21 protein-coding genes and 1 pseudogene are annotated in these 21,675 nt (G+C 60.8%); 7 read left to right on the top strand and 15 right to left on the bottom strand.

Going from position 1 to position 21,675, the window contains the following annotated elements; all coding sequences use genetic code 11:
* Genes G9X68_RS19910 through G9X68_RS19895 form a run of 4 tightly spaced genes read left to right on the top strand, consistent with a single transcriptional unit; the run spans position 1 to position 3,632 of the window.
* Positions 1–1,098: an ABC transporter permease gene (locus G9X68_RS19910; protein WP_171603850.1), complete on the top strand. Its 1,098-nt coding sequence runs from the start codon at positions 1–3 to the stop codon at positions 1,096–1,098.
* 4 nt (positions 1,099–1,102) lie between these two features.
* Complete coding sequence (locus tag G9X68_RS19905) at positions 1,103–2,038, top strand: ABC transporter permease (RefSeq protein WP_171603849.1); 936 nt, start codon at positions 1,103–1,105, stop codon at positions 2,036–2,038.
* Positions 2,035–2,892: an ABC transporter ATP-binding protein gene (locus G9X68_RS19900; protein ID WP_171603848.1), complete on the top strand. Its 858-nt coding sequence runs from the start codon at positions 2,035–2,037 to the stop codon at positions 2,890–2,892. Before G9X68_RS19905 ends, G9X68_RS19900 begins: the two co-directional genes overlap by 4 nt.
* A complete protein-coding gene (locus G9X68_RS19895; protein WP_171603847.1) occupies positions 2,889–3,632 on the top strand; it encodes an ABC transporter ATP-binding protein in 744 nt (247 codons plus the stop codon). The genes G9X68_RS19900 and G9X68_RS19895 overlap by 4 nt, the downstream gene beginning before the upstream one ends.
* 176 nt (positions 3,633–3,808) lie before the next feature.
* Here the strand turns inward: G9X68_RS19895 and G9X68_RS19890 are convergent, their stop codons facing one another.
* The 14 genes and pseudogenes from G9X68_RS19890 to G9X68_RS19825 all read right to left on the bottom strand — a co-directional run bounded on the left by G9X68_RS19890 (position 3,809) and on the right by G9X68_RS19825 (position 17,628).
* Entirely contained in the window at positions 3,809–4,255 is a 447-nt protein-coding gene (locus G9X68_RS19890) for a GNAT family N-acetyltransferase (protein WP_128402364.1), read from the bottom strand.
* Between the two features lie 175 nt (positions 4,256–4,430).
* A pseudogene (locus G9X68_RS19885) lies at positions 4,431–5,545 on the bottom strand (hypothetical protein).
* 275 nt (positions 5,546–5,820) lie between these two features.
* Positions 5,821–6,762: an ABC transporter ATP-binding protein gene (locus tag G9X68_RS19880; protein WP_171603846.1), complete on the bottom strand. Its 942-nt coding sequence runs from the start codon at positions 6,760–6,762 to the stop codon at positions 5,821–5,823.
* Between the two features lie 22 nt (positions 6,763–6,784).
* Complete coding sequence (locus G9X68_RS19875) at positions 6,785–7,420, bottom strand: ABC transporter permease (protein ID WP_171603845.1); 636 nt, start codon at positions 7,418–7,420, stop codon at positions 6,785–6,787.
* Entirely contained in the window at positions 7,417–8,049 is a 633-nt protein-coding gene (locus tag G9X68_RS19870) for an ABC transporter permease (RefSeq protein WP_112907086.1), read from the bottom strand. The genes G9X68_RS19875 and G9X68_RS19870 overlap by 4 nt, the downstream gene beginning before the upstream one ends.
* Positions 8,050–8,086: 37 nt before the next feature.
* On the bottom strand, positions 8,087–8,905 hold the full coding sequence (locus G9X68_RS19865; protein ID WP_171603844.1) for a phosphate/phosphite/phosphonate ABC transporter substrate-binding protein: 819 nt from the start codon (positions 8,903–8,905) through the stop codon (positions 8,087–8,089).
* Positions 8,906–8,910: 5 nt separating this feature from the next.
* Positions 8,911–9,915 carry an ornithine cyclodeaminase family protein gene (locus tag G9X68_RS19860; RefSeq protein ID WP_171603843.1) on the bottom strand — a complete coding sequence of 335 codons (1,005 nt, stop codon included), beginning with the start codon at positions 9,913–9,915 and terminating at the stop codon, positions 8,911–8,913.
* Between the two features lie 117 nt (positions 9,916–10,032).
* The gene (locus G9X68_RS19855) at positions 10,033–10,965 is read right to left on the bottom strand and encodes a glycine betaine ABC transporter substrate-binding protein (protein WP_171603842.1); all 933 of its coding nucleotides are present in this window, start codon (positions 10,963–10,965) and stop codon (positions 10,033–10,035) included.
* 70 nt (positions 10,966–11,035) lie between these two features.
* Positions 11,036–12,541 (bottom strand): aromatic amino acid lyase, encoded by a 1,506-nt coding sequence (locus G9X68_RS19850; RefSeq protein ID WP_171603841.1) that lies wholly within the window; start codon positions 12,539–12,541, stop codon positions 11,036–11,038.
* The gene (gene hutC, locus G9X68_RS19845) at positions 12,538–13,305 is read right to left on the bottom strand and encodes a histidine utilization transcriptional repressor HutC (protein ID WP_171603840.1); all 768 of its coding nucleotides are present in this window, start codon (positions 13,303–13,305) and stop codon (positions 12,538–12,540) included. Before hutC ends, G9X68_RS19850 begins: the two co-directional genes overlap by 4 nt.
* Complete coding sequence (locus G9X68_RS19840; protein ID WP_171603839.1) at positions 13,302–14,153, bottom strand: MaoC/PaaZ C-terminal domain-containing protein; 852 nt, start codon at positions 14,151–14,153, stop codon at positions 13,302–13,304. The genes hutC and G9X68_RS19840 overlap by 4 nt, the downstream gene beginning before the upstream one ends.
* Positions 14,150–14,956: an SDR family NAD(P)-dependent oxidoreductase gene (locus G9X68_RS19835; RefSeq protein WP_171603838.1), complete on the bottom strand. Its 807-nt coding sequence runs from the start codon at positions 14,954–14,956 to the stop codon at positions 14,150–14,152. Before G9X68_RS19835 ends, G9X68_RS19840 begins: the two co-directional genes overlap by 4 nt.
* A complete protein-coding gene (locus tag G9X68_RS19830) occupies positions 14,953–16,503 on the bottom strand; it encodes an acyl CoA:acetate/3-ketoacid CoA transferase (protein WP_171603837.1) in 1,551 nt (516 codons plus the stop codon). Before G9X68_RS19830 ends, G9X68_RS19835 begins: the two co-directional genes overlap by 4 nt.
* Positions 16,504–16,602: 99 nt before the next feature.
* Positions 16,603–17,628: a YeiH family protein gene (locus tag G9X68_RS19825; protein WP_171603836.1), complete on the bottom strand. Its 1,026-nt coding sequence runs from the start codon at positions 17,626–17,628 to the stop codon at positions 16,603–16,605.
* 101 nt (positions 17,629–17,729) lie between these two features.
* Between G9X68_RS19825 and G9X68_RS19820 the strand changes: the two genes are divergently transcribed.
* The 3 genes from G9X68_RS19820 (at position 17,730) to G9X68_RS19810 (ending at position 19,731) form a co-directional block, all read left to right on the top strand.
* A complete protein-coding gene (locus G9X68_RS19820) occupies positions 17,730–18,653 on the top strand; it encodes a LysR family transcriptional regulator (protein ID WP_171603835.1) in 924 nt (307 codons plus the stop codon).
* 141 nt (positions 18,654–18,794) lie between these two features.
* Positions 18,795–19,415, top strand: a complete 621-nt coding sequence (locus G9X68_RS19815) for a hypothetical protein (protein ID WP_171603834.1) — start codon at positions 18,795–18,797, stop codon at positions 19,413–19,415.
* A gap of 112 nt (positions 19,416–19,527) precedes the next feature.
* Complete coding sequence (locus tag G9X68_RS19810) at positions 19,528–19,731, top strand: cold-shock protein (protein WP_003550088.1); 204 nt, start codon at positions 19,528–19,530, stop codon at positions 19,729–19,731.
* A gap of 323 nt (positions 19,732–20,054) precedes the next feature.
* Here G9X68_RS19810 and G9X68_RS19805 read toward each other — a convergent pair whose 3' ends face one another.
* Positions 20,055–21,674, bottom strand: coding sequence for a GMC family oxidoreductase (locus G9X68_RS19805; RefSeq protein WP_206679808.1), 1,620 nt, complete (start codon positions 21,672–21,674; stop codon positions 20,055–20,057).
* Position 21,675 lies beyond the last annotated feature (1 nt).

Raw genomic sequence — 21,675 nt, 5'->3', positions numbered from 1 at the left:
GTGGCAAGCGCCGATATGACATCGAAGCGGGAGAGCAGCCGGCACTCCCCGGCGGGCGGGTTCGCCGAGGCGGCCCCGCACCCGGCACTGAGCCTGCTGCGGCGCCTGGCGGGACGTATTGTGGCCGTTGTGACGACGCTGCTCGGCCTGCTCTTCCTGACCTTCTCGATGGGCCGCCTGCTGCCCGCTGACCCGGTGCTCGCCATTACCGGGGCGGAAGTCAGCAAGGAGGTTTACGATCGCGTCTATAACGAGCTGGGTCTTGGGCAGCCGATCTGGATGCAGTTCCTCTCCTATGTCGGCAAGATCGCCACAGGCGATCTCGGCATGTCGGCGACGACGGGCCAGCCGATCCTCACCGATCTGATGGCGATCTTTCCCGCGACGATCGAACTTGCGATCATCGCCATGATCATCGGAGCGATCGTCGGCATTCCCTTAGGGATCACCGCTGCGGTCAGGCGCGGAACCATTATCGACCACATCGCGCGGATCGTCGCCCTTGCCGGCCACTCCATCCCGATCTTCTGGACCGGGCTGATGGCGCTCTTCGTCTTTTACGCGAAGCTGAAGCTCGTCGGCGCCTCGGGCCGGATCGATGTCTTCTATGAAGGCCTCGTCACGCCGATGACGGGCTTTCTCCTGATCGACGCGGCGATTCAAGGCCAATGGGACGTGTTTTACAACGCCCTTGGCCACATCATCCTTCCGGCGGCAATCCTCGGCTATTATTCCGTCGCCTATATCAGCCGCATGTCGCGGAGCTTCATGCTGGAGCAACTCAGCCAGGAATACATCATCACGGCGCGGGCCAAGGGGCTCGGCACCCGCAAGGTGGTCTGGCGCCACGCATTCAAGAACATCCGCGTGCAGCTCCTGACGATCATGGCGCTGACCTTCGGCGGTCTGCTCGAAGGCGCGGTGCTGATCGAGACCGTCTTCGGGTGGCCGGGGCTCGGCCAGTACCTGACCCGGGGGCTGCAGATGAACGACATGAACGTGGTCATGGGTTCGGTGCTGACGATCGGCGCCGTCTTCCTGACGATCAACATCCTGTCGGACTTCCTTTATCGCATTCTTGATCCGAGGACACGGTGACGCCATGACGATCTCCTCTGAGCACGCAGACAGCGTCAACACCGGCGGCCTTCGCAACTGGCTGCTCGCACCGGAACCTCGAGGCTGGTTCCAGTCATCGGCGCAGCAAATTCATCAGGGCTGGCGGAAATTCAGCCTGCACCCGCTTGGCCTCGCCGGATTGGCCATCATCCTGCTGCTGATCGTCGTGGCGCTGGCCGCACCCCTGCTGACGAGCTACGATCCGATCGTTCAGGACATGGCCGGGCGGCTTGCCGCGCCATCGGCGAGCCATTGGCTCGGCACCGACAATTTCGGCCGCGACGTCTTTTCACGGGTGATCTATGGCGCCCGCACGACGCTCTACATCATCATGCTCGTCACGGTGATCGTCGCCCCGCTCGGCCTGCTGATCGGCACCGTCTCGGGTTATTTCGGCGGCATCGTCGATGAAATCCTGATGCGCGTCACCGATATTTTTCTCTCCTTCCCCGGCCTCGTGCTGGCGCTGGGTTTTGCCGCAGCGCTTGGTCCAGGCATCACCAATGCGATCATCGCGATTTCACTGACGGCCTGGCCGCCGATCGCGCGCCTGGCGCGCGCCGAGACGCTCAGCCTTCGCAAGGCGGACTATATCGCCGCCGTGCGCCTGCAGGGCGCGACATCAATCGCGATCATCATTCGTCACATCCTGCCGATGTGCATTCCCTCGGTGATCGTCCGTGTCACCCTCAACATGGCCGGCATCATCATCACTGCCGCCGGCCTCGGCTTCCTCGGCCTCGGCGCGCAGCCGCCATGGCCGGAATGGGGTTCAATGGCCGCCAGCGGACGTGAATTCATGCTCGATAGCCCCTGGGTCATCGCAGCACCCGGCATTGCCATTGCGCTCGTCAGCCTCGCCTTCAACCTCGTCGGCGACGCGCTTCGCGATGTTCTCGATCCCCGAGGTTCAGAATGACAGAGCCCTTGATCGATATTCAAAATCTCGAAATCGCATTTGGCGGCGGACAGGTGCGGGCCGTGCGCGGCGTGAGCTTTTCGCTTGGACAGGAAAAGCTCGGGATCGTCGGCGAATCCGGATCGGGAAAGTCGACCGTCGGCCGCGCCATCATGAAGCTGCTGCCACCCACGGCCATCGTCAATGCCGAAAGAATGCGCTTTCGCGACGTCGATCTGCTCAAGGCGAACGAAAAAGCGATGATGACGATCAGGGGCCGGCGGATCGGCCTGATCCTGCAGGATCCGAAATATTCGCTCAATCCGGTCATGCGGATCGGCGAACAGATCGCCGAGACCTACCGCTTTCATCATCCGAGGGCGAGCAAGAGCAAGACCTACAGCCAAGCGCTCGATATGCTCGAAGCCGTCCAGATCCGTGATCCCGAGCGCGTGGCCCGCCTTTATCCGCACGAAATCTCGGGCGGCATGGGCCAGCGGGCGATGATCGCCATGATGTTGATTGCCGAACCCGAAGTGCTGATCGCAGACGAGCCGACGTCAGCGCTCGATGTGACGGTGAGGCTCGAGATCCTGGCTCTGCTCGACGAGCTCGTCTTGCGTCGTAATCTCGGGCTGATCTTCATCAGCCACGACCTTAATCTCATCCGGAATTTCTGCGATCGCGTGCTCATCATGTATGCGGGGCGGGTCGTGGAAGTGCTCGAGGCGCGCGATCTCGACAAGGCCAGACATCCTTACACCCAAGGGTTGCTGGCATCCTTGCCGACGATCGAAGATCCCCCTGCCCGGCTGCCGATCCTGAAACGAGATCCCGCTTGGCTTGAAGAATTCGCATTGGAGCCGCCGCGGTGATTAAAATCGACAATCTTACGGTCCGTTTCGGACCCGGGCAGCGACCTGTCGTTCGAGACGTAAGCTTCGCCATCGAAAAGGGAACTGCTTTCGGCCTGGTCGGCGAGTCCGGCTGTGGGAAGTCCACTGTCCTGAGGGCGCTTTCCGGCCTCAACGCCAATTATGACGGCCGGATCGAGCTTCAAGGCGAGCCGTTGAATCAACGGCGCAGTCGGCCATTCTTCCGCCGGGTGCAGATGGTGTTCCAGGACCCCTACGGATCCCTCCATCCCCGCAAGACCATCCGCTCGCAGCTGAAGGAACCGCTGCGCAACCAGGGCCTGGATACGAATTCCATCGACGTGAACGCCGTCCTGAGATCGGTCGGTCTCGATCCGGCGCTGAGCTACAGATTTCCGCACCAGCTCTCCGGCGGGCAGCGCCAGCGCGTGGCGATCGCCCGCGCGCTGATGCTGGATCCGGATGTTCTGCTTCTCGACGAACCGACATCGGCGCTCGACGTGTCGGTCCAGGCCGAAATCCTCAATCTCCTCCAGGATTTGCGCGTCAATCGCGGTCTGACCTATCTGCTCGTCAGCCACGACCTCGCTGTCGTCTCACACATGTGCAGCCGCGTCGCCATCATGGAAGCGGGCGAGATCGTCGAACAGGTCGATGTCGGCGCCCTCCGAAGAGGTGCGGTCGAACACCCCTACTCGCAACGCCTGCTGCGCGCGAGCCGGATGTACGGAAGGGCGTAATTCTCGATCGATACGCGGTGGCGGCATGAAGTCGCCGCAGGCTCCACCATCCACATCAAGCCAAAGCGGCGATCGCCGATGATGTTGCGCAACCTTTGAACGATGCTCGGCCACCCGCACTTCCACCATGCATGCCCAGGATTTTCGCCGGCGGATCGGAGATTCCCAATCGAGCGTTATCCGCTCGACCTTGAGTAGATACCAAGGTCGCTTCTCATCGCAAATCCGCTACGCTGATAGAACTCCGAGAGCGCGCCTCCTCGCTGTGAGATCAACCAAACGCTGCTACATCCTTCAGCCTTGGCTGTTTCAAACATTGCAGAAAGCAGAGCGGTCCCTATTCCCTTGCCCTGTGCGTCGGGCTGCACTGAAAGCTCGTCCAGGTAAATGACCGGGCCGGTATGGCGCCGCTGTCTTATGCCCAGTGCAATCCCGAGCACCTTGCCTTCATCAACTGCCACAAGTGCAACCGATCTAGGGGTTTGGAGCACATAGGTCACATTTTCAGCTGCCGCTTCAAGGGACCAGTTCTCGTTCCACGGAGGCAGGGCATAGGCGTTTACCAATACATCGGCCGCGCCGCTGACGTGTTTTGCAACCAGAAGCTCGATCCGAAATGACATAAACTCACCTCACGCTAAGTAAGGTGACATTTGCCGAAGCACTCCTGGTTCCGCAACGGGGTGTTACCTGCCATCCGCAAGTTTTTTTTGCCGGCAAGTGTGCAGCCAACGAAAACGGCTAAGTTCGAAGATACCGGTCCTTGGCAGACCGGAACTCGGCGAAAAAGGGGCAACCTCATTTCCAGCTCGTGTAATCCTCTGCGACGCAACCAAGCGGCGCGCGATCCTGACCAAACCGCTTCTTGAGCTGCTCGCATCCCCACTCGTTTAACGGCGCCGGCATGAGGTTGTTGATGTCCATGCCAGGAGATTGGAATGCTGTCGTGGAGGTCGTGACGTACCAAAGCCAGAAGCCGACCACACCGACGAGGATCAGAAGCAACGTACCGAAGAACACCTGCAATCGCCTCCAGATCGATACCCCCGCCTGCTTGGGGTCTTCAATCAAAACCGGCACACCCCGATCGCCTTCTTGCTGATACGCGAAAGGTGCAAAGCTGCGTTGCGCTCATCATCGGTAAGCTTCACGCGCTGCAGTCGATCGTCCAGAAGCACTGGCAGGGCAGTATTGCCGTGCCTAACCGCCAGTCCGATCGCTTTGCCATTGGCTTCCCCGACGATCAGAGGCTCCTCTCCATTCTTCATGCGCGTGTAAGCCGATCGCCCCGTTTTGTCGTTGGCAATCTTGTCATTGTAGGTGATGGAAAAGACGCCGCGTCTGCGGTCGAATGCGGTGACCTCGACCGGAACGGGGGTCAGCATAGCAGGCCGAAGCAATTGGCCCTTGACCCACCAAATGCGCATCGCGAGGAAAATCATTCCCAAGCCCATGCCGCCAAACAGTAGCGCAAACACGGTGAGCGTGATGATCCGGTTCCAGAGCATGTCCAGGCCCAGGCTCATCGTCGCAAGTTCCGGATGATCGGCAGATATCACAAGACCGGTTTCGTAGTCGCCAGTATGGAAATCGACGAACATGACCTCGACCTCGGTGTCGTAGTCTCGTCCGCCATAGCTGTAGACAAGGCGTGCCTCGCAATCGGTAAAGACTGCCCTACGTGTCGTGCATCGCCCGTTTTGCACGTCGCCATTTTCGAGCGTCAAAGGATTCTGGCTGATCTGGAAATCGCGGATCAAGCCTGGTGCTTCCGAGACAAATAGAAAGACAGACAGTGCCAGGATGATCGGCGTTGACCAGAAGTAAGCGCTCGGGGTGGAGATGACGTTGCGCGCCAACGAGAGCGGGCGACTAGGAATAACAAGCGAAGTCAATGGCGTCGGACCCCTCATGTGACAGCGCAGTGCGTTGGGAAAGCTTCAGACAGCGGCCGGCAATGAACCAGCGGAGTTGACGTTATTCCGGCCGCTTGCACAATCCCATTGTGTAAAACCGATCTACAACCTGAGGAGGGCGATCGGCAATCCCTTTCAGCGCGCGTGGGGACCATTAGTAGTTGATCCCCTCGTATGCGTGTGCGCCGCGGCGAGCGAGTCAATAAGTTGCGCCGCGATATCGACCGCTCGAACCCTCGGCGCCGCGCTCGCATCTGCGTAGCAGGTGAGCTCTACAGCCGATTGGCACGCAATAAGGTGTCACGAGACAAATATCCCGCAAGCGTGCCATCGGCGGCTCTGACATGCAGGCCTGGCATCTCACCGGAGAGGATGAGTGCCAAGGCGTCGTGAACCGTGGCGTCAGCAGCAATCTGGGCATCGCCATTGGACGGTTCCGGCGCGGTCATGATCGTCGATACGGCAATCAAGCTCAGCCTTTTTATGGCTCGGTCGGGGCCGAGGAAACTCTCGACGAATTCATTGACGGGACGCGCGAGGATTTCCTGCGGGCTATCATATTGAAGGAGGCGGCCGTCCCGCATGATCGCGATGCGATCACCCATCTTGATCGCCTCGTCGAGGTCATGCGTGACGATGACGACGGTCTTCTTCACCTTCCTGAGAACATCGCGGAATTCGTCCTGAAGCCGGACGCGGGTGATCGGATCGATCGCGCCGAATGGTTCGTCCATCAGCATGATTGCGGGGTCGGCTGCGAGTGCGCGGGCGAAACCGACGCGCTGGCGCTGCCCGCCCGACAATTCGTGCGGCAGGCGCTGCCGCATGATGGCCGGATCAAGACCGACGAGATCCAGGAGTTCGTCGACGCGGCGATCGCTGCGCGGCTTTTCCCAGCCGAGAAGCCGCGGGACGGTTGCGACGTTGCGTGCGATTGACATATGCGGAAACAGACCGACCTGCTGGATGACATAGCCGATACTGCGGCGCAGCTCCTTCTGATCGACCCGGGCGATATCCTTGCCATCGACCAGCACGCGTCCCGTCGTCGGTGTCTCCAATTGATTGATCATGCGCATGGTCGTGGTCTTGCCGCAGCCCGAAGGACCGATCAGGGCAACCGTCGTACCGGTCTCGATCAGGAGATCGAGATTGTCGACCGCATGCTGGCCGCTTCTGTCGTAATTCTTTGTCACATGATCGAGGTGAATCATCCTGATATCCGCTTTCGGCCGCTTAGCGCCGTTGAGTGAAGACGCGCTCCAGGGCGCCGAAGGCCAATTCCGCAAAGATTGCGAGCAAGGCTATCGGCACCGCTCCGACGAGAAGGCGCGGCATGTTCATGATCGCAATGCCGGCATTGATGAAATCGCCAAGCCCGCCGCCGCCGATGAAGGAGGCCAGCGCCGCCCCGCCGATGACCTGGATGGCGCTCGTCCTGACGCCCGACAGAATCGACGGAACGGCCAGAGGAAGTTCGATCTCCCACAGCATCTGCCCGGCGCTCATGCCCATTCCGTCGGCCGCATCGATCACTGAGGCGTCGATCTCGCGGATGCCGATGATCGTGCTCAACAGCAGCGGCGGCACGGCCAGGACGATGAGGGCGATCACCGACGGCAGCAATCCGATGCCGAGAAAAGGCATCGTCGCCGACAGGATCGCAAGGCTCGGGATGGAGCGCAAGGCGCCGGCAATATTGACCACTGCAAAGGCGGCGCGGGGTGCCCGTGCGACGGCAAATCCGAGCGGCACGGCAATGACGAAGGCGATGCCGAGCGACAGGACGCACATCAGAAGATGGCGATTGAAGGCGTTGAAAAAGGTCCCGGAGTTGTTGAAGATCCAGCTGAATGCATCGATTACGATCATGCTGCTTTACCCCCACTGCGCCGGCGCAGCAGCTTTTCGAACGATGCAAAACAGTAGTCGGCAAAGAGCGCCAGAAATGACGTCAGCAGTCCGCCTGCGATGATCTTTTCAGGAAAGCGCTGGTCGATGCCTTCGAAAATGATGACGCCAAGCCCGCCGGCATTGATATAGGCGGCAACGGTCGCAATGCCGATGACCGTCACCATGGCGATGCGGATGCCGCCGACGATATAGGGCATCGCCAGCGGCAGCTCGACTTCCCAGATCCGCCGTGCCGTGCCGTATCCCATGCCGTCGGCGGCTTCGAGTATGTCACGCGGAATAGCCTGAAATCCCATGCCGATATTGCGGATCAGGATCATCAGCGAGTAGGCGGCAAGACCGGTTATGGCGGGTGCCGCACCGATGCCCATGATGGGAATGAGAAGCGCAAACAGCGCCAGGCTCGGCACCGCGAACAGGATACCGGTGAAAATGACGATGGCGGCAAAACTCCGCGGCCGCCTTGCCGCCCATATCCCGACGATCAGCGAGATCACCAGGGCAATGCCGACCGAGGAAAAAACGAGATACAGGTGCTCCAACAGCGCTTCGAAGAGCCGGTCGAGATGTTTAGGGACCCATTTCATCGTCGAGACCTCCGCATCGGGGCGCTCATTCGCCTGTCTACCATGAGATCCCCAATCTGCGATCGGCGTCGTCGGCCTTCAGCGGCATAATATCGTAGGCCGGGGGAACGACCGTCGAAAACCGCCTGAGGCCGAGCCGCACCAAAACCGCCGCTCCCTCAGGCGTTTCATGCAACGTCACGAGGCTTTGCTGCAACGCTGCGGCGATGTCCAACGGCAATGTCTGCGCTGCAACCAGTAGCGGCGCAGGAAGCGGATCGGTCGTCGCCAGAATACGAAGACCATCGATCGCGTCGGGTTCGTGCATCGACAATAATTGGAAGGCGTAAGCGTCGATCGCGCCCGCATCGATCCTGCCGTCCTTGAGGGCGGCGACGATACCTGACGGGTTGAGCAGCGGTCCGACCGTCATGCTCTGCTTCATTTTCCCGGCAAACCGGTCGGCAAGAAAGGAACGCGCCGCGTGGTAGCCCGACTGGGAATCGCGCACGGTCCAGCCCCAGCGTACCGCTGCGAGATCCGCCACAGCATTCACCGGTCCGGTGGAGGCGACGAGAATGTGGCTGGCATAGAGCGGCTGGTCCAAAGACCATGCCTCGCTCGAGACGGGTGCGGCAAGCACCGCCGGTCGCGCAGCCTCGGGCATGCGTGAAAACGGATAGCCGCACATGAAGACCGCGCCCATGTCCGGCCTCGCCCACAATTCCGACAGCGGTGCCGGTGCTGCATGAGCGATGATCTCGAGTTCAATGCCGGACCGCAGGCTGACCTGCGCAAACAGCGCATCCCACAGGCCGCGAATGCGCGGACTGAGATTATACATTCTCGAACAGGCGATCGGCTTGGACATCACCATGGCAATTATGCGAACCGTAGCCGCTGGCCGATGTTCATCTCTCTTGCCTTGTCGACCATGGCGGCGCCGAGCGCCACGTCGGTCGTGCTGAGGCCGCGATGCCAGAACAGGATCGTTTCCTCGTCGCTCTCGCGGCCGGATTTCCTGCCGCAGACGATCTGGCCGATTTCGGCATGCAAGTTCTCGGCCGTCACCTTGCCCTCGTCGACGTGACGGCGAAGCGCTCCGAAAGGCTTGCCAGGGCCGCATTGTCCCCAATCATCGACGACGACCTTGTCCATGATGTCGGTGAGATCGAATTCGAGCGCGCTCATCGTGCCATAGGGCACGACGAAGGCACCCTTCTTCACCCATTCCGTCTTGAACAGCGGCGCCGGTTCCGGCAGGCGGCTGGCCTCGACCATGATGTCGGCGCCCTTGAGGCAATCCTCCCAATTGTCGGTGACGACGATCTTCTTACCGAGATCCGCCTCAAGACGCTTGGCGAAGGCATCACGACTTTCCGGCCGGCGCGAATGCACGCGGATTTCCTCGAAGTCGAAGAGATGGTCGAGAAGCCGGACATTCCAGTAAGAGGTTCCGCGGGCACCGATATGGCCGAGCACCTTGCTGTCCTTGCGGGCGAGATATTTTGCGCCAAGAGCAGTCACGGCGCCGGTGCGCATGTCGGTGATGGCAGTCGCGTCGATGATGGCCTTCGGCACGCCGGTGTTCGGGTCGAACAGGTTGAGGACCGCAAGCTCCGAGGGCAGATCGACCTTGTAATTGTCGACGAAATCGCCGACGACTTTGACGCCGGCATAATTCAGCGCTTTGACATAGCCGCGAAGCACGTTGAAATGGCCTTTATCGGAGCTCTCCGGCACAAGATGAACACGCGGCTCGATGACGGTTTCGCCCCTGCCCTGCGCATCCAGCGCTTTCGACACCGCATCGAGAATCTCGTCATTCGTCAGCGCCAGCGCCTTGGCATCGAGGGCATTGAGATAATCGATCCAGATTTCCTGCATTTCCCGCTTCTCCACATTCCTGTCCGGCTGCTGACCGGACGGATTTTCGAACAAATACCGTGAAAGGATCACCACGCCAGACCGCGGCCGGATTGATACCCGGCCGCGGAGGCACAATTATTTCGGCAGCAGGCCGTTTTCCTTCAGGAAATCCACCGCCACGTCCTTGGCTTCCTCGTGATCGGTCTCGACCTTGGCATTGAGGACCCGCATCTTCTCATTGTCGAGATGGGAGCCGACCGCTTCCAGCAGTTCGGCAACCTTCGGGTTGGCCTTCAGCACGTCCTGGCGGACAACGGGGGCCACGTAATAGGGCGGAAACAGACCCTTGTCGTCTGCCAGCGGCACGAGGTTCTTCGAGCCGATCTGCCAGTCGGTCGCTGCACCATTGGCAACGTCGATGTCCTTTTGTTCCAGCGCGTCATAACGAAGACCAAGCTTGGCGAACTGCTTGAACTCCCTGAACTCGGCATCGTAGACGCGCTTCAGGCCGGGCAGGCCATCGGCGCGGTCCGGAAACTCGGCGCCGCCGCCGAAGACCAGGGTCTTGGAAACCTTGGCGAGATCCGACAGGCTTTTCAGATTGTTGGCCTGCGCCGTTTCCTGGCGGACCACGATGACATAGCCATTGTTGATGCCACTCGGCTTCAGCCAGGTGAGGTTGAACTGCTTGGAGTAGAAGTCCTTCACCTGGGTGTAGACCTTGTCGGCGTCGGTCGACATCTCACCCTTGACGACGGACGCCAGCGCCGTGCCGGTATATTCCGGATAAAGATCGATCTCGCCCGCCACCAATGCCTGGTGCGCAATCAGCGTGCCGCCGAGGTTGATCTTGCGCTCGACGGTCAAGCCCGCATTTTCCAGAACGGCGGCATACATTTCGGCGAGGATGAACTGCTCGGTGAAATTCTTGCTGCCGACCTTGATGGTCTCTGCGGATGCAGACTGGAACATGGCGGCTGCCATGATGCCCGCTGCAAAGATGCCTTTTGTCCATTTTTTCATAACCATTCCCTCTTGTTGACTTTTCAATGAACGAACCGCCGGCATTCCCCGGAATAACCGTCGGCATGACCGGTCAGCGCCCTGCCCTTCTTGCCGGAGCAGTGGCGAACCAGGCTTATTGCGGGCCGAGCCCGATCAATGCGGCAATCATCGCAAAATCCGGCCCCTGCGCGCGATCCTCTTCAAGCGCCGGAACGTGGCTGCGGACGAAAGCATAGGCTTCCGCCGATCCCTTGCCCAATTCGCCCGAGACGCCTCTGAGCTCGACGGCCTGTACCGACGCGATCAGTTCGATGGCGACCAGATAGCGCAGGCGCTCGACGATCGCCTGCGTCTTTGCCAAAACGCTCGGGGCCATCGACGCCTGGTCTTCGACACCATCGGCGACGGGAAAGGGCGAGAGCGAAACCGGCATGGCGAGATGACGGATTTCGGCTTCCATGGCCGAAACGGTCTTCTGTACCGTCGCAAAACCGGTACGGCTCTGGCCCATCGGGGTCAGGAAGCGAGGGAGGTCGGACATGCCCGGCGACATGATCTTCATGATCCGATAGGCGGTGCCTGCCGCGCAATGCGCCATGGCCTGCCCCAGTCTTTCCCAGGCGAGCACAAAAGCTGTCATGTCAAAATTGCCGTGTGCAAGAATGACGCCCTCGGAGGCGATCACGACCGGATTGTCGCTGGAGCTGACGAGATCTATCTCCGTCGCCTGCCTTGCCTCATCGATCGCATGTCTCAACGCGCCCCAGACCTGCGGCGTGCAGCGATAGCTCAAAGGATCCTGGAGACGTCTTGCTGCATCGGCGGCAAGCAAGCTGCTTCCCGAAAGCAGCTCCATCAGCTGAGCGGCAACGCGGCGCTGCCCGAAGGCCGGTCTCGCAGCCAGAGCACGATCGTCGAAGACGCTGACATTGGCCCGGAACGCTTCGAAATTAACGGCAATCGCCTTCAGGGACCAATCGAAGAGCCGCTCGATATCCTCAAGCGCCAGGCAGGCGAGGCCGATGGAGAGGCTGTTGGCCACGACAAGCGCATGCCCATCCTTCGGCGCCAATTCGAGAGGCTTCAGGCCGGCCCTTTCAAGGGCGGCGGCGGCCGGCAGCACGTCGCCGCCAAGCTCGATCTCGCCGAAGCCAAGCAGCGCCCGGCTCATATGGGCAAGCGGAGCCAAATCCGCCGCACCGATCGAGCCCAATGACGGGACGACGGGATGGACACCTGCATTGATGGCGGCGATCAGACCACGGAACACATTCAACGAAATGCCGGAGCCGCCCGCCGCCATGCCGGCGGCCCTGACGGCCATCATCGCCCGCACGGATTCCTGGGTAAGCGGCTTGCCGACGCCGACCGCGCGGGCTTGCGGCACGCGCATCTGAAACGCCACCAGATCTTCCGTTGCAAGTCGGGTATCGACCCCCGCTCCCAATCCTGTCGTCAGGCCATAAACCGGCAGATCCTTTTCCGTATAACGATCGACGACGGCGCGCGCCGCCGCAATCCGGGCTTCGACCTCGGCTGAGATTTCGATCCTGGCGTGACGACGGGCAATTGCCGCGATGTCCTCGATCGTCGGTGGCGCCGCGCTGAAGATGATCGATGGAGAATGGGTGGCGCTCACTGTTTCTCTCCGAGAATGGCGACGGGTTTAGAAGGCCCCCTGGTGGACCGTGCTTCCAGCCGATATTGCGCACCGGGATAGTATAACAGCGCACAGGTCACGACGGCCTCGCCCGACCAAGTCCTTCGAAAGACGCGCAGGCAAGGGTGATCATTCTTCAGGCCAAGATATTTGCGGATCGCCGTGTCCGGTTTGACGGCCTGGACGATATGTTCGAACGCCGTTATCGGCGCCACCTTCGTCAGATATTCGTTTGGCGTCATGCTGTGAAAATCGGTCGATAGATAGTCGGGCGCGACCAGCGGATTGACGTAGCGCTCCTCGACCTGAATGGGCTGGTCGTTTTCCATGTGCACGATCAGCGAATGCATCACCTCAGCGCCGAGGGTCAGTTCGAGCGCGTCGGCGACGTTGGCATCGGCCTGCATCAAGCCGGCCTTGACGACCGCCGCCTGATGCGTGTGACCGCGCTCCAGTATTTCGTCGGCTATGTTGCGGATTTGAAGCAGATCGACATCGAGATGCTTTGGCGACACGAAGGTTCCGATCCCGGCAGATCGCTTGAGGACACCTTCGAACATCAATTCCCGCAGCGCCCGGTTCGCCGTCATGCGGCTGACGCCGAATGCCGCCACCAGTTCGCTTTCGGAGGATACCCGGTCTCCCGGCTGAAGCTTGCCCTCGGCGATCTCGGCCAGGATCTGCTCCTTGATCCTGATATAATGGTGCGCCTCGCCGGCGACCGGTTTGACCGCTTTCATCATGACAACCTCGCCACGCCGTTGTCGAGGATGATAGTGCCCCGTGACGCAACGATCCCCCTGAAGCGAATTTCGGCGTCGTTGCGCCACATCTGCAGGGTGATCGTTTCGCCGGGAAAGACCGGAGCGCTGAAACGCGCCGCAATCGCTCTCAAGCCGACAGTCATGCCTGGATCGATGGCGGCGACGATGGCGTAGCCCGCATAACCGAAGCTGCACAGCCCATGCAGGATCGGCCGGTCAAACCCGCTCCTACCGGCTGCCTGCGGGTCAATATGCAGCGGATTGAGATCGCCGTTCAGGCGATAAAGCAGAGCGGCGTTACCAGGGATGCCGAGATGGAATTCGAGATCTGGTTCTCTGTCCGGAACTTTGGACAGAGGGTCAGGCGCAGATCCCGCCGAACCGCATCCACCGTCGCCGCGGCAGGCGTTCGTCTGAACGATCGTCGCGATCGGCTCATCACCGTCCTTGGTTACGATCAGGCGCTCGAAGCTGACGAACATCCCTTTTTCAATGCCGCGATCGACCACCGACAAGACGCGCGAGCGGGAGATCAGCGGCACATCGAGAGGGACCGGCCGGTGGATCGTCAGGCGATGTTCGGAATGCACGAGACGCGCCCAATCGACGCCCGTCTGCTGCATCCATGGGCCTGGATGCGCCACGATATTGGCAAGGGTCGGCGCGGTCACGAGATCGCGTTCATAGACGTAGTTCAATGCCCTTTCGTCGAGCCCATTGGTGCCGTAGCCAACCGACAGGGCGTAGAGGATCGCATCTCTTGCGGTGACCACATGTGTTGCTTGCGGCACCGGGAAATCGAGGATGGATTGGGCCGACAGCGTCACGATGCGGCTCCGCCGGATGCCACGGGTTTGCGAACGCCACCGGACAGGCGAATGCCGCCATCGACGGAAAGCAATTCACCGGTGACGAAGTCAGCCCCCTGAACAAGCCAGACAATGGCGCCGGCAACGTCTTCCGGGGTGGCGACCCGGCCGAGCGGCGCGGTTTCCGAAAATCGCTTGGCAATGGCTCCATAGGCATCCGGCCCGAGCGTGTCGCGCATCCAGCGCGTATCGATGATGCCGGGGCAAACCGCGTTCACGCGGATATCGGGGCCGCAGGTGCGCGCCAGGGCCAAGGTCAGCGCATTCAGCGCGCCCTTGGATGCCGTATAGGCAAGCGAGCTGCCGCCGCCGGTAAAGGCAACATTGGATGAGACATTGACGATCGCACCGCCGCCGCTGTCACGCATGGCAGGCACCGCCGCCCGGCACATCTGATAGGCGCCGATGACGTTGACACCGAAAACACTCTGGAAATCTTCGGCCGATAGCGTCTCCAGATCGAAAGGATCGGATTTGACCGTCATTGCAGCATTGTTCACCAAGGCGTCGAGCCGCCCCCATCGATTGACGGCAGTCGCGACCATTCGGCGGCAAGCTGCGTCATCGGCAACATCGGCCTGGACGATCTCCACCTCCGCGCCCAGGCTGCGGCAGATATCGCCGGTCTCATCGGCCTCTTTCTTGCTGCGGCTGTAATTGACGACCACCCGGGCACCACCCTCGGCGAACTGCTTCACGCATGCGGCCCCGACGCCCGTTGCCGAGCCCGTGACGATGATGACGGCTCCCTCGATTTTCATGGGGCAAAGTCCTTCATGGCGTGGGTCGAAAACAGGCGCGCATCCATCTGCTTCAACTGGTCCGACACTGCGACGCCCTTCGGCAGGCGGTCGAGAACATGGGCGGCAAGATCGATGCCGGGGGCAAACTCAATCAGCGTCAAGCATCCGTCGATCACCCGAAAGACAGCCCGCTCGGTAACGACGAGCTGTGATTGCCCCTCCGGCGCAAAGGCGGGGCTCGAACTGATCTGGTCGACATGATCGACGATCTTGCAAACTCTGCCGTCCCGGATGATGTCAAGCCTGCCGTCGGCAACCACAATTTCCGCGCCGCCGGCCGAAAATGTACCGAGATAGACGACACGCCCCGCCGTCTGCGAAATATTGGTGAAGCCGCCGACCCCGACGATGGAATTGTTGAAGCGGCTGACATTGACCGCCCCATGCCGATCCACCTCGGCCATGCCGAGAAAGGCGATATCGAGGCCGCCGCCGTCGTAAAAATCGAACTGCGAAGCCTGTGGGACGATGGCGGTCGGATTGACGGCGGCGCCAAAGGACAGCTCCTCGGCCGGCACGCCGCCGATGACGCCGGATTCGATCGTCACCGTATAATCGTCGAATCCCTCTTCGCTAGCGATACGGCCGATCCCGGCCGCAATGCCGATGCCGAGGTTGATCGTCGGACGATTGAGCGGCGCCAGCTCCAGGAAGGCACGGCGCTGAATAATCTTATCGGCCGACAGCGGTGCCGGCTGCAGGCGGCTCACCGCCATCCGGACGCGCCCGGTATAGGCGATATTGTCCGTCTCGGCGAAACTGACGCCGTGCTGAGCCGGATCATCGCAGACGACGACATAATCGACTAGCGCCGCCGGGATGCGAACATCGTTGGGCTGCAGCGAGCCGCGTTCGGCAATCCGCTTGACCTGAACGATGACGATACCGCCGGAATTTCGGCCTGCCTGCGCCATGGCGAGCACGTCGAGCGGGAAGGCCTCGTCCTCGAGGGTGATGTTGCCGTCTTCGTCGGCCGTCGTTCCGCGCAAAAGCACGCAGTCGAGCGGCATGGAGGGATAAAGCAGCCATTCCTTGCCGCGCAACGACACACGCTCGACAAGCGCACGCGGCGTCGTCGCATTCATGCGGCCGCCGCCATGCAGCGGATCCATGAAAGAGCCGAGCCCGATATGAGTGACCACCCCGGGCTGACCGGCGGCAATCGCTCGATAGAGCTGGGCGATGACGCCTTGCGGCCAGCAATGCGCTTCGATCTTTTCCTCGATCGCCAGCCTACCAAGGCGCGGCGTTCCCCGCCATCCCCCGGCGATCACGCAGGCGACGAGGCCTTCATAGCCAAAATGCCCCATGCCGCGCGTCTGACGATCGCCGGTGCTGGCAGCAAACAGGAGCGTCAGATTGCGGGGTTTTCCGGAGGCAAGGAAACGCTCCTCGACCGCAGCCGTGATGGCTTCGGGATGGCAGCATCCTCCAAAACCCGAAGCAGCCACAGTCATCCCGTCTTCGAGGAGATCCGCAGCTTGCTGTGAAGAGATGACCCGCATGACGATCTTTGCTTTCACCCGACCTGTATATACAGGCTAGCCGCCGATCGTTTGGAAGGCAACCGGAATCTTTGCCGGTATTTTGGGCAATCACCTCGATCAGCCGATGTGAAGCAGCCCAATCAGACATAGCCCAAGAGCCGCCAGAGCCAGCAGCGACAGCGCCGCCGCTGCAAGGACCCGGCCGCCGGTATGGGCGATGGACCTGACATCGACGGAGAGGCCTAACGCGGCCATGGCGGTGACGGTGAAAGCGGCGGAGACAGCCGACATCCCGGTCAGCAGCGGCGCCGGGATCGCGTCAAAGGAGCGAAGCGTCGCCATGGCTGCAAAACCGAGGACGAACCATGGCAGAACATGGCGGAGATTGACTGCGAAGCCGCCGGGACGGCGACCATGAACCGCACCGAGCACAAGAATGACAGGCCCGAGCATCATCACGCGGATCAGCTTGACGAGCGTGCCCACCTGGGTGCTGACGGCTCCGGCGGAGGCCGTGGCCGCCAAGACCTGTGGGACGGCATAGGCTGTCAGTCCTGCGAAAACGCCGTACTGTACAGCGCTGAGACCCAGCAGCAGATGCAGAAGCGGTAGCGTCAGTACCGCACCAACGCCGAGCAGCGCGGTAAAGGCTATCGAGGCGGCGATATCGTCCGGCTTGGCGCCGATCACCGGCGCTGCCGCGGCAATCGCAGAATTGCCGCAGATCGAGTTGCCGCAAGCAACCAAGGTCGCCAGGCTGGTCGACAGCCCGAAGAGCCGCCCGATAGCAAAGCTGCCGGCCAAGGACAGAGCAACCAGAACGGCTATTCCGCCGACAAGCGGCAATCCGGCCTGCCGGATGGCGGCCGTGCTGAGCGAGGCGCCCAGCAACACGACGGCAATCTCGAGAAGCGTCTTGGCGGCGAAGTGAATGCCAGGAGTAAAAGTCTGCGGCAGACGGACCGAGGAGCGCACGGCAATACCGATCAGAATGGCCAGCACGAAGCTCTCGATCCAGTGCGCGCCGAAAATCATCAGTTGCAACTGCTCAACCAGCTGCGCAAGGAGCGTGACTGCCGCACAAAGGATGAGCCCCGGCAGGACGGCAGGAAGCGACGGGGAACGTGAGACGGAAACGAGCATCGGCAAGACCTTGCGGAAGGACTGTACTGTCCCACACTCAATTGTCGACTTCCATTGAATAGTTTAATATAGTTCATTCGATAAAATCGAATGATTGCATCATGACCTTCGAACAGCTCTCCATTTTCGTCGCGGTTGCGGAACGCGAGCACCTGACCAACGCCGCCTCGGCGATCGGCCTCACGCCATCGGCCGTCAGTTCAGCCATCCGCAATCTCGAGGCCTCCTATGGCGTCGAGCTCTTTCACCGTGTCGGACGCCGCATAGAGCTGACATATGAGGGGCGGGTGTTTCTGGGGGAGGCAAGAGCCACACTCGCGCGCGCAAAAGCCGCAGCGCTCGTCTTGTCCGATCTCGGCGGCCTGCAAAAGGGTGAACTGGTGGTTTTTGCAAGCCAGACGATCGCAAGCTATTGGCTGCCGGCGATGCTGATGCGTTTCAAGATCCGCTATCCGGGCATCGACCTGAAGCTGATGATCGGCAACACGACCACGGCGGCAAAAGCGGTTCTCGATGGATTGGCCGAAGTCGGTTTCGTCGAAGGCAGCGTTGATGAGCCGGCGCTGGATGTTCAGCCGCTTGCCGAGGACGAACTCCTTGTCGTCGTCGGTCCGCGCCATCCCTGGGCGCGTGGCAAACCAATTGCACCGACGGACCTGGTTTCAGGCACGAAATGGGTCATGCGAGAAAAAGGGTCCGGAACCCGGTCGGCTTTCGAGGCGGCGATTTCCAATCTCGGCATAGCCCCCGGAGATCTGGCTGTCGCGCTTGAGCTGCCGTCGAACGAGGCGGTCATATCGGCAGCAAGAGAAGGCCTCTGCGCAACGGTCGTCTCAGGTGCCGTGGCCGCGCCGCTCTTGACGCAAGGTCTGCTGGTGAAGGTGCGCTTTCCTCTACCGTCCCGTCAATTTGCAATCCTGCGGCATAAGCAAAGGCACTCCAGTCGTGCCTCATTGGCGCTGGAAACGATTTGCCGCGAGGATAAAGCTGCCGAAGTCAAAAATGGGGAGGACTGGGCGCTCTAGATGTGAGCTTTCAGGAGGTTGTCTCGGTTTGAGGCCGAGGCGACTGGGGGTGTTTTTGATTTCAGGCTGCCGTGCGGACGAGCCCGCGAAGGCCCCGGCGAAGGTCTTTTCGCGAGATAGTGGTTGCTGCGAGCCCAATCGATGCCTCCCATACGGAACGAAATGATCGCCGAGCGGTTATATGACACCCCTCTCCTCGATCAGCCGAGCGTTATGATGCGGATGTTAAGCGGCCCGAAAGTTACTCAGATGATGAAGATCCTTGCCTGCGCCATCGCCACTGCGACGGCGTCAATGCTCATGGCCGGCGCTGCCCACGCCGACGAATCCGCCTTCCTCAAAACACTGGCGGGAAATTGGAGCGGTAAGGGTACGGTGAAAGTGCGGACAAATGCACCCACCATGAAAGTCACTTGCCGGTTCAAGTCGGACGCGAATGCAAGCTCCCTTGCACTCAATGGGCGCTGCACCAGTCTCGTCGTTTTTTCCCGTGTCATCAGCGCTAACCTCAAGGCCAGCGGTGACAGCTACACCGGCTCCTATGTGGGCGCGGGCAGCGGTACCGCCGGTCTTGGCGGAAAACGCGCTGGTAATGCCATAAGGCTGGCGATCAAATGGGCGAAAGAAGTGAATGGCGATCGACGTGCGCAGATGACGATCGAAAAAACCGGGGCATCGGGCATGCGTCTCACAACCATCGATACCGACCCCGCGACAGGTCGATCGGTTGTTACGAGCCGCATTGAGCTTCGCCGGAGTTGATATCTTTTTGCGGTCAAAGAGCCGTTGGCGTGCTAAAGGGTTGATAGAGAAGCCCCGAAGCTATAGTTTCGCCTTCGCAAATCGTCGAACGATACAAGGAAATAGTTATCTCATGCCGACAGGTACCGTTAAATTCTTCAATGACGACAAGGGCTTCGGCTTCATCACCCCTGAGGGTGGCGGCCAGGACGTTTTTGTTCACGTGTCTGCGCTGCAGAGCGGCGGATCGCTCCGCGAAGGCGACAAGGTCAGCTTCGAAGTTGGACAGGATCGCAAGACCGGAAAATCGAAGGCTGAGAACGTCTCGACCCTCTGATCGAAATGGAAGGTGGCCCAGCTTGCGTTGAGCGGGTTGGGCTCATCCTCACGAGTCGCGGGCGCGAATGCCTTCGTACTCTAAAGCGCGTCGCGATCTTCGCGCTGTGTTACGCATGTCGTTGTCGCAAAACCGCTGCACACTGACATGCTTTAAGCCGAAACGCCGGCGATAGAGGACGTGTTGTTTAACGCCCGCGCCTTGGAAATCCCGAATATGATGTGACGACGCCCATGCCAGCGCAGGGGCGGCAACCAGAGCATTTTCTCTCTGACAAAGGATGGTCAGGCATTCGCTTTAGACAATGCGAGGCGCTAATCTCATCACACCCCTGATAGAATGCTCTCCGCGGCCTTCTCGGCAATCATGATCACCGGCGAGTTGGTGTTGCCCGACACAATCGTCGGCATGATCGAGGCATCGACTACCCGCAGTTTCGCCAGCCCATGCACCCGCAATTGCGGATCGACAACCGCCATCGTGTCGCTGCCCATCTTGCAGGTACCGACCGGATGGAAGATCGTTGTGGCGATATCGCCGACGCGACGGATCAGTTCCTCGTCAGTCCGGTATTCCATGCCCGGCAGCATCTCCTGCGGCCGGTACTTGGCGATCGCACCGGCCTCCATGAGCCGGCGGGCGTGCCGGATCGATTTCGCCGCAACAATCCGGTCGCCGACGGTCGAAAGATAATTCGGGCGGATTTCCGGCGCCACGGAAAAGTCCGGGCCACCAACATGCACGGTCCCCCGGCTCTCCGGCCGCAGATTGCAGACGGAAACGGTGACGGCGGGATATTTGTGCAGCGGCTCGCCGAGCCGGTCGGTGCTCAAGGGCTGCACGTGATATTCGAGATCGGCGGTCGCAACAGCCGGATCGCTCTTGGCAAAGATACCGAGCTGGCTCGGCGCCATAGACAGCGGCCCGGACCGGCGCAGCATATATTCAAGCCCCATGCCCGCCCGGGTGAACAGGTTGTGATAGAGCTGGTTCAGCGTCTTTGCGCCCTCGATGCGGAAGACCGTCCGGATTTGCAGATGGTCCTGCAGGTTTTCGCCGACACCCGGAAGTTCATGGGCGACGTCCAGTCCGGCAGCGGACAACACATCCGAGCGACCGACCCCGGAAAGCTCCAGGATTTTCGGCGAATTGATCGCACCGGCGGACAGGATGACCTCGCGACCGGCGCGAGCCAGATGGTTCTGCCCGTTCAACCGGAACCGCACCCCGGCCACCATCCTGCCGTCAAATTCCAGCCGCTCGGTTTCGGCGCTGGTCAGCACACGAAGATTGGGCCGCTTCATCGCCGGGCGCAGAAAGGCCTTGGTCGTATTCCAGCGCAGGCCGCCGCGCTGGTTGACCTCGAAATAGCCCGAGCCCTCATTGTCGCCATCGTTGAAATCGTCGGTCTTCGGGATACCGAGTTCTTCAGCCGCGTCGCGAAAGGCATCGAGGATCGGCCAGGAAAGCCGTTGCTTTTCCACCCGCCATTCGCCGCCTGCCCCGTGCATCCGCGACTTGCCACGATAGTTGTCCTCGGATTTCAGGAAATAGGGCAGCACGTCGTCCCAGCCCCAGCCGGAATTACCCGCCTGCCGCCAGCCGTCGTAATCGGCCGCCTGGCCGCGCATATAGATCATGCCGTTGATCGACGAGCAGCCGCCCAGCAGTTTTCCACGCGGATAGGGCAGTGACCGACCGTTCAGTCCGGCTTCCGCGGCCGTCCTCATCATCCAATCGGTGCGTGGATTGCCCATGCAGTAGAGATAGCCGATCGGCACATGCACCCAATGATACCGGTCGCTGCCGCCGGCTTCGAGCAGCAGGACGCGGGTTTTCGGATCGGCCGACAGCCGGTTGGCCAGAACGCATCCCGCCGATCCCGCGCCGACGATGATGAAGTCGTAGCTTCCCGCATCAATGGCCGCATCATTCACACGCATC

The organism is Rhizobium changzhiense, from assembly GCF_013087625.1.
Taxonomy (GTDB): domain Bacteria; phylum Pseudomonadota; class Alphaproteobacteria; order Rhizobiales; family Rhizobiaceae; genus Rhizobium; species Rhizobium sophorae.
Note: the sequence above shows the minus strand (reverse complement) of the source record. Positions and strands in the feature narration are given on the sequence as shown.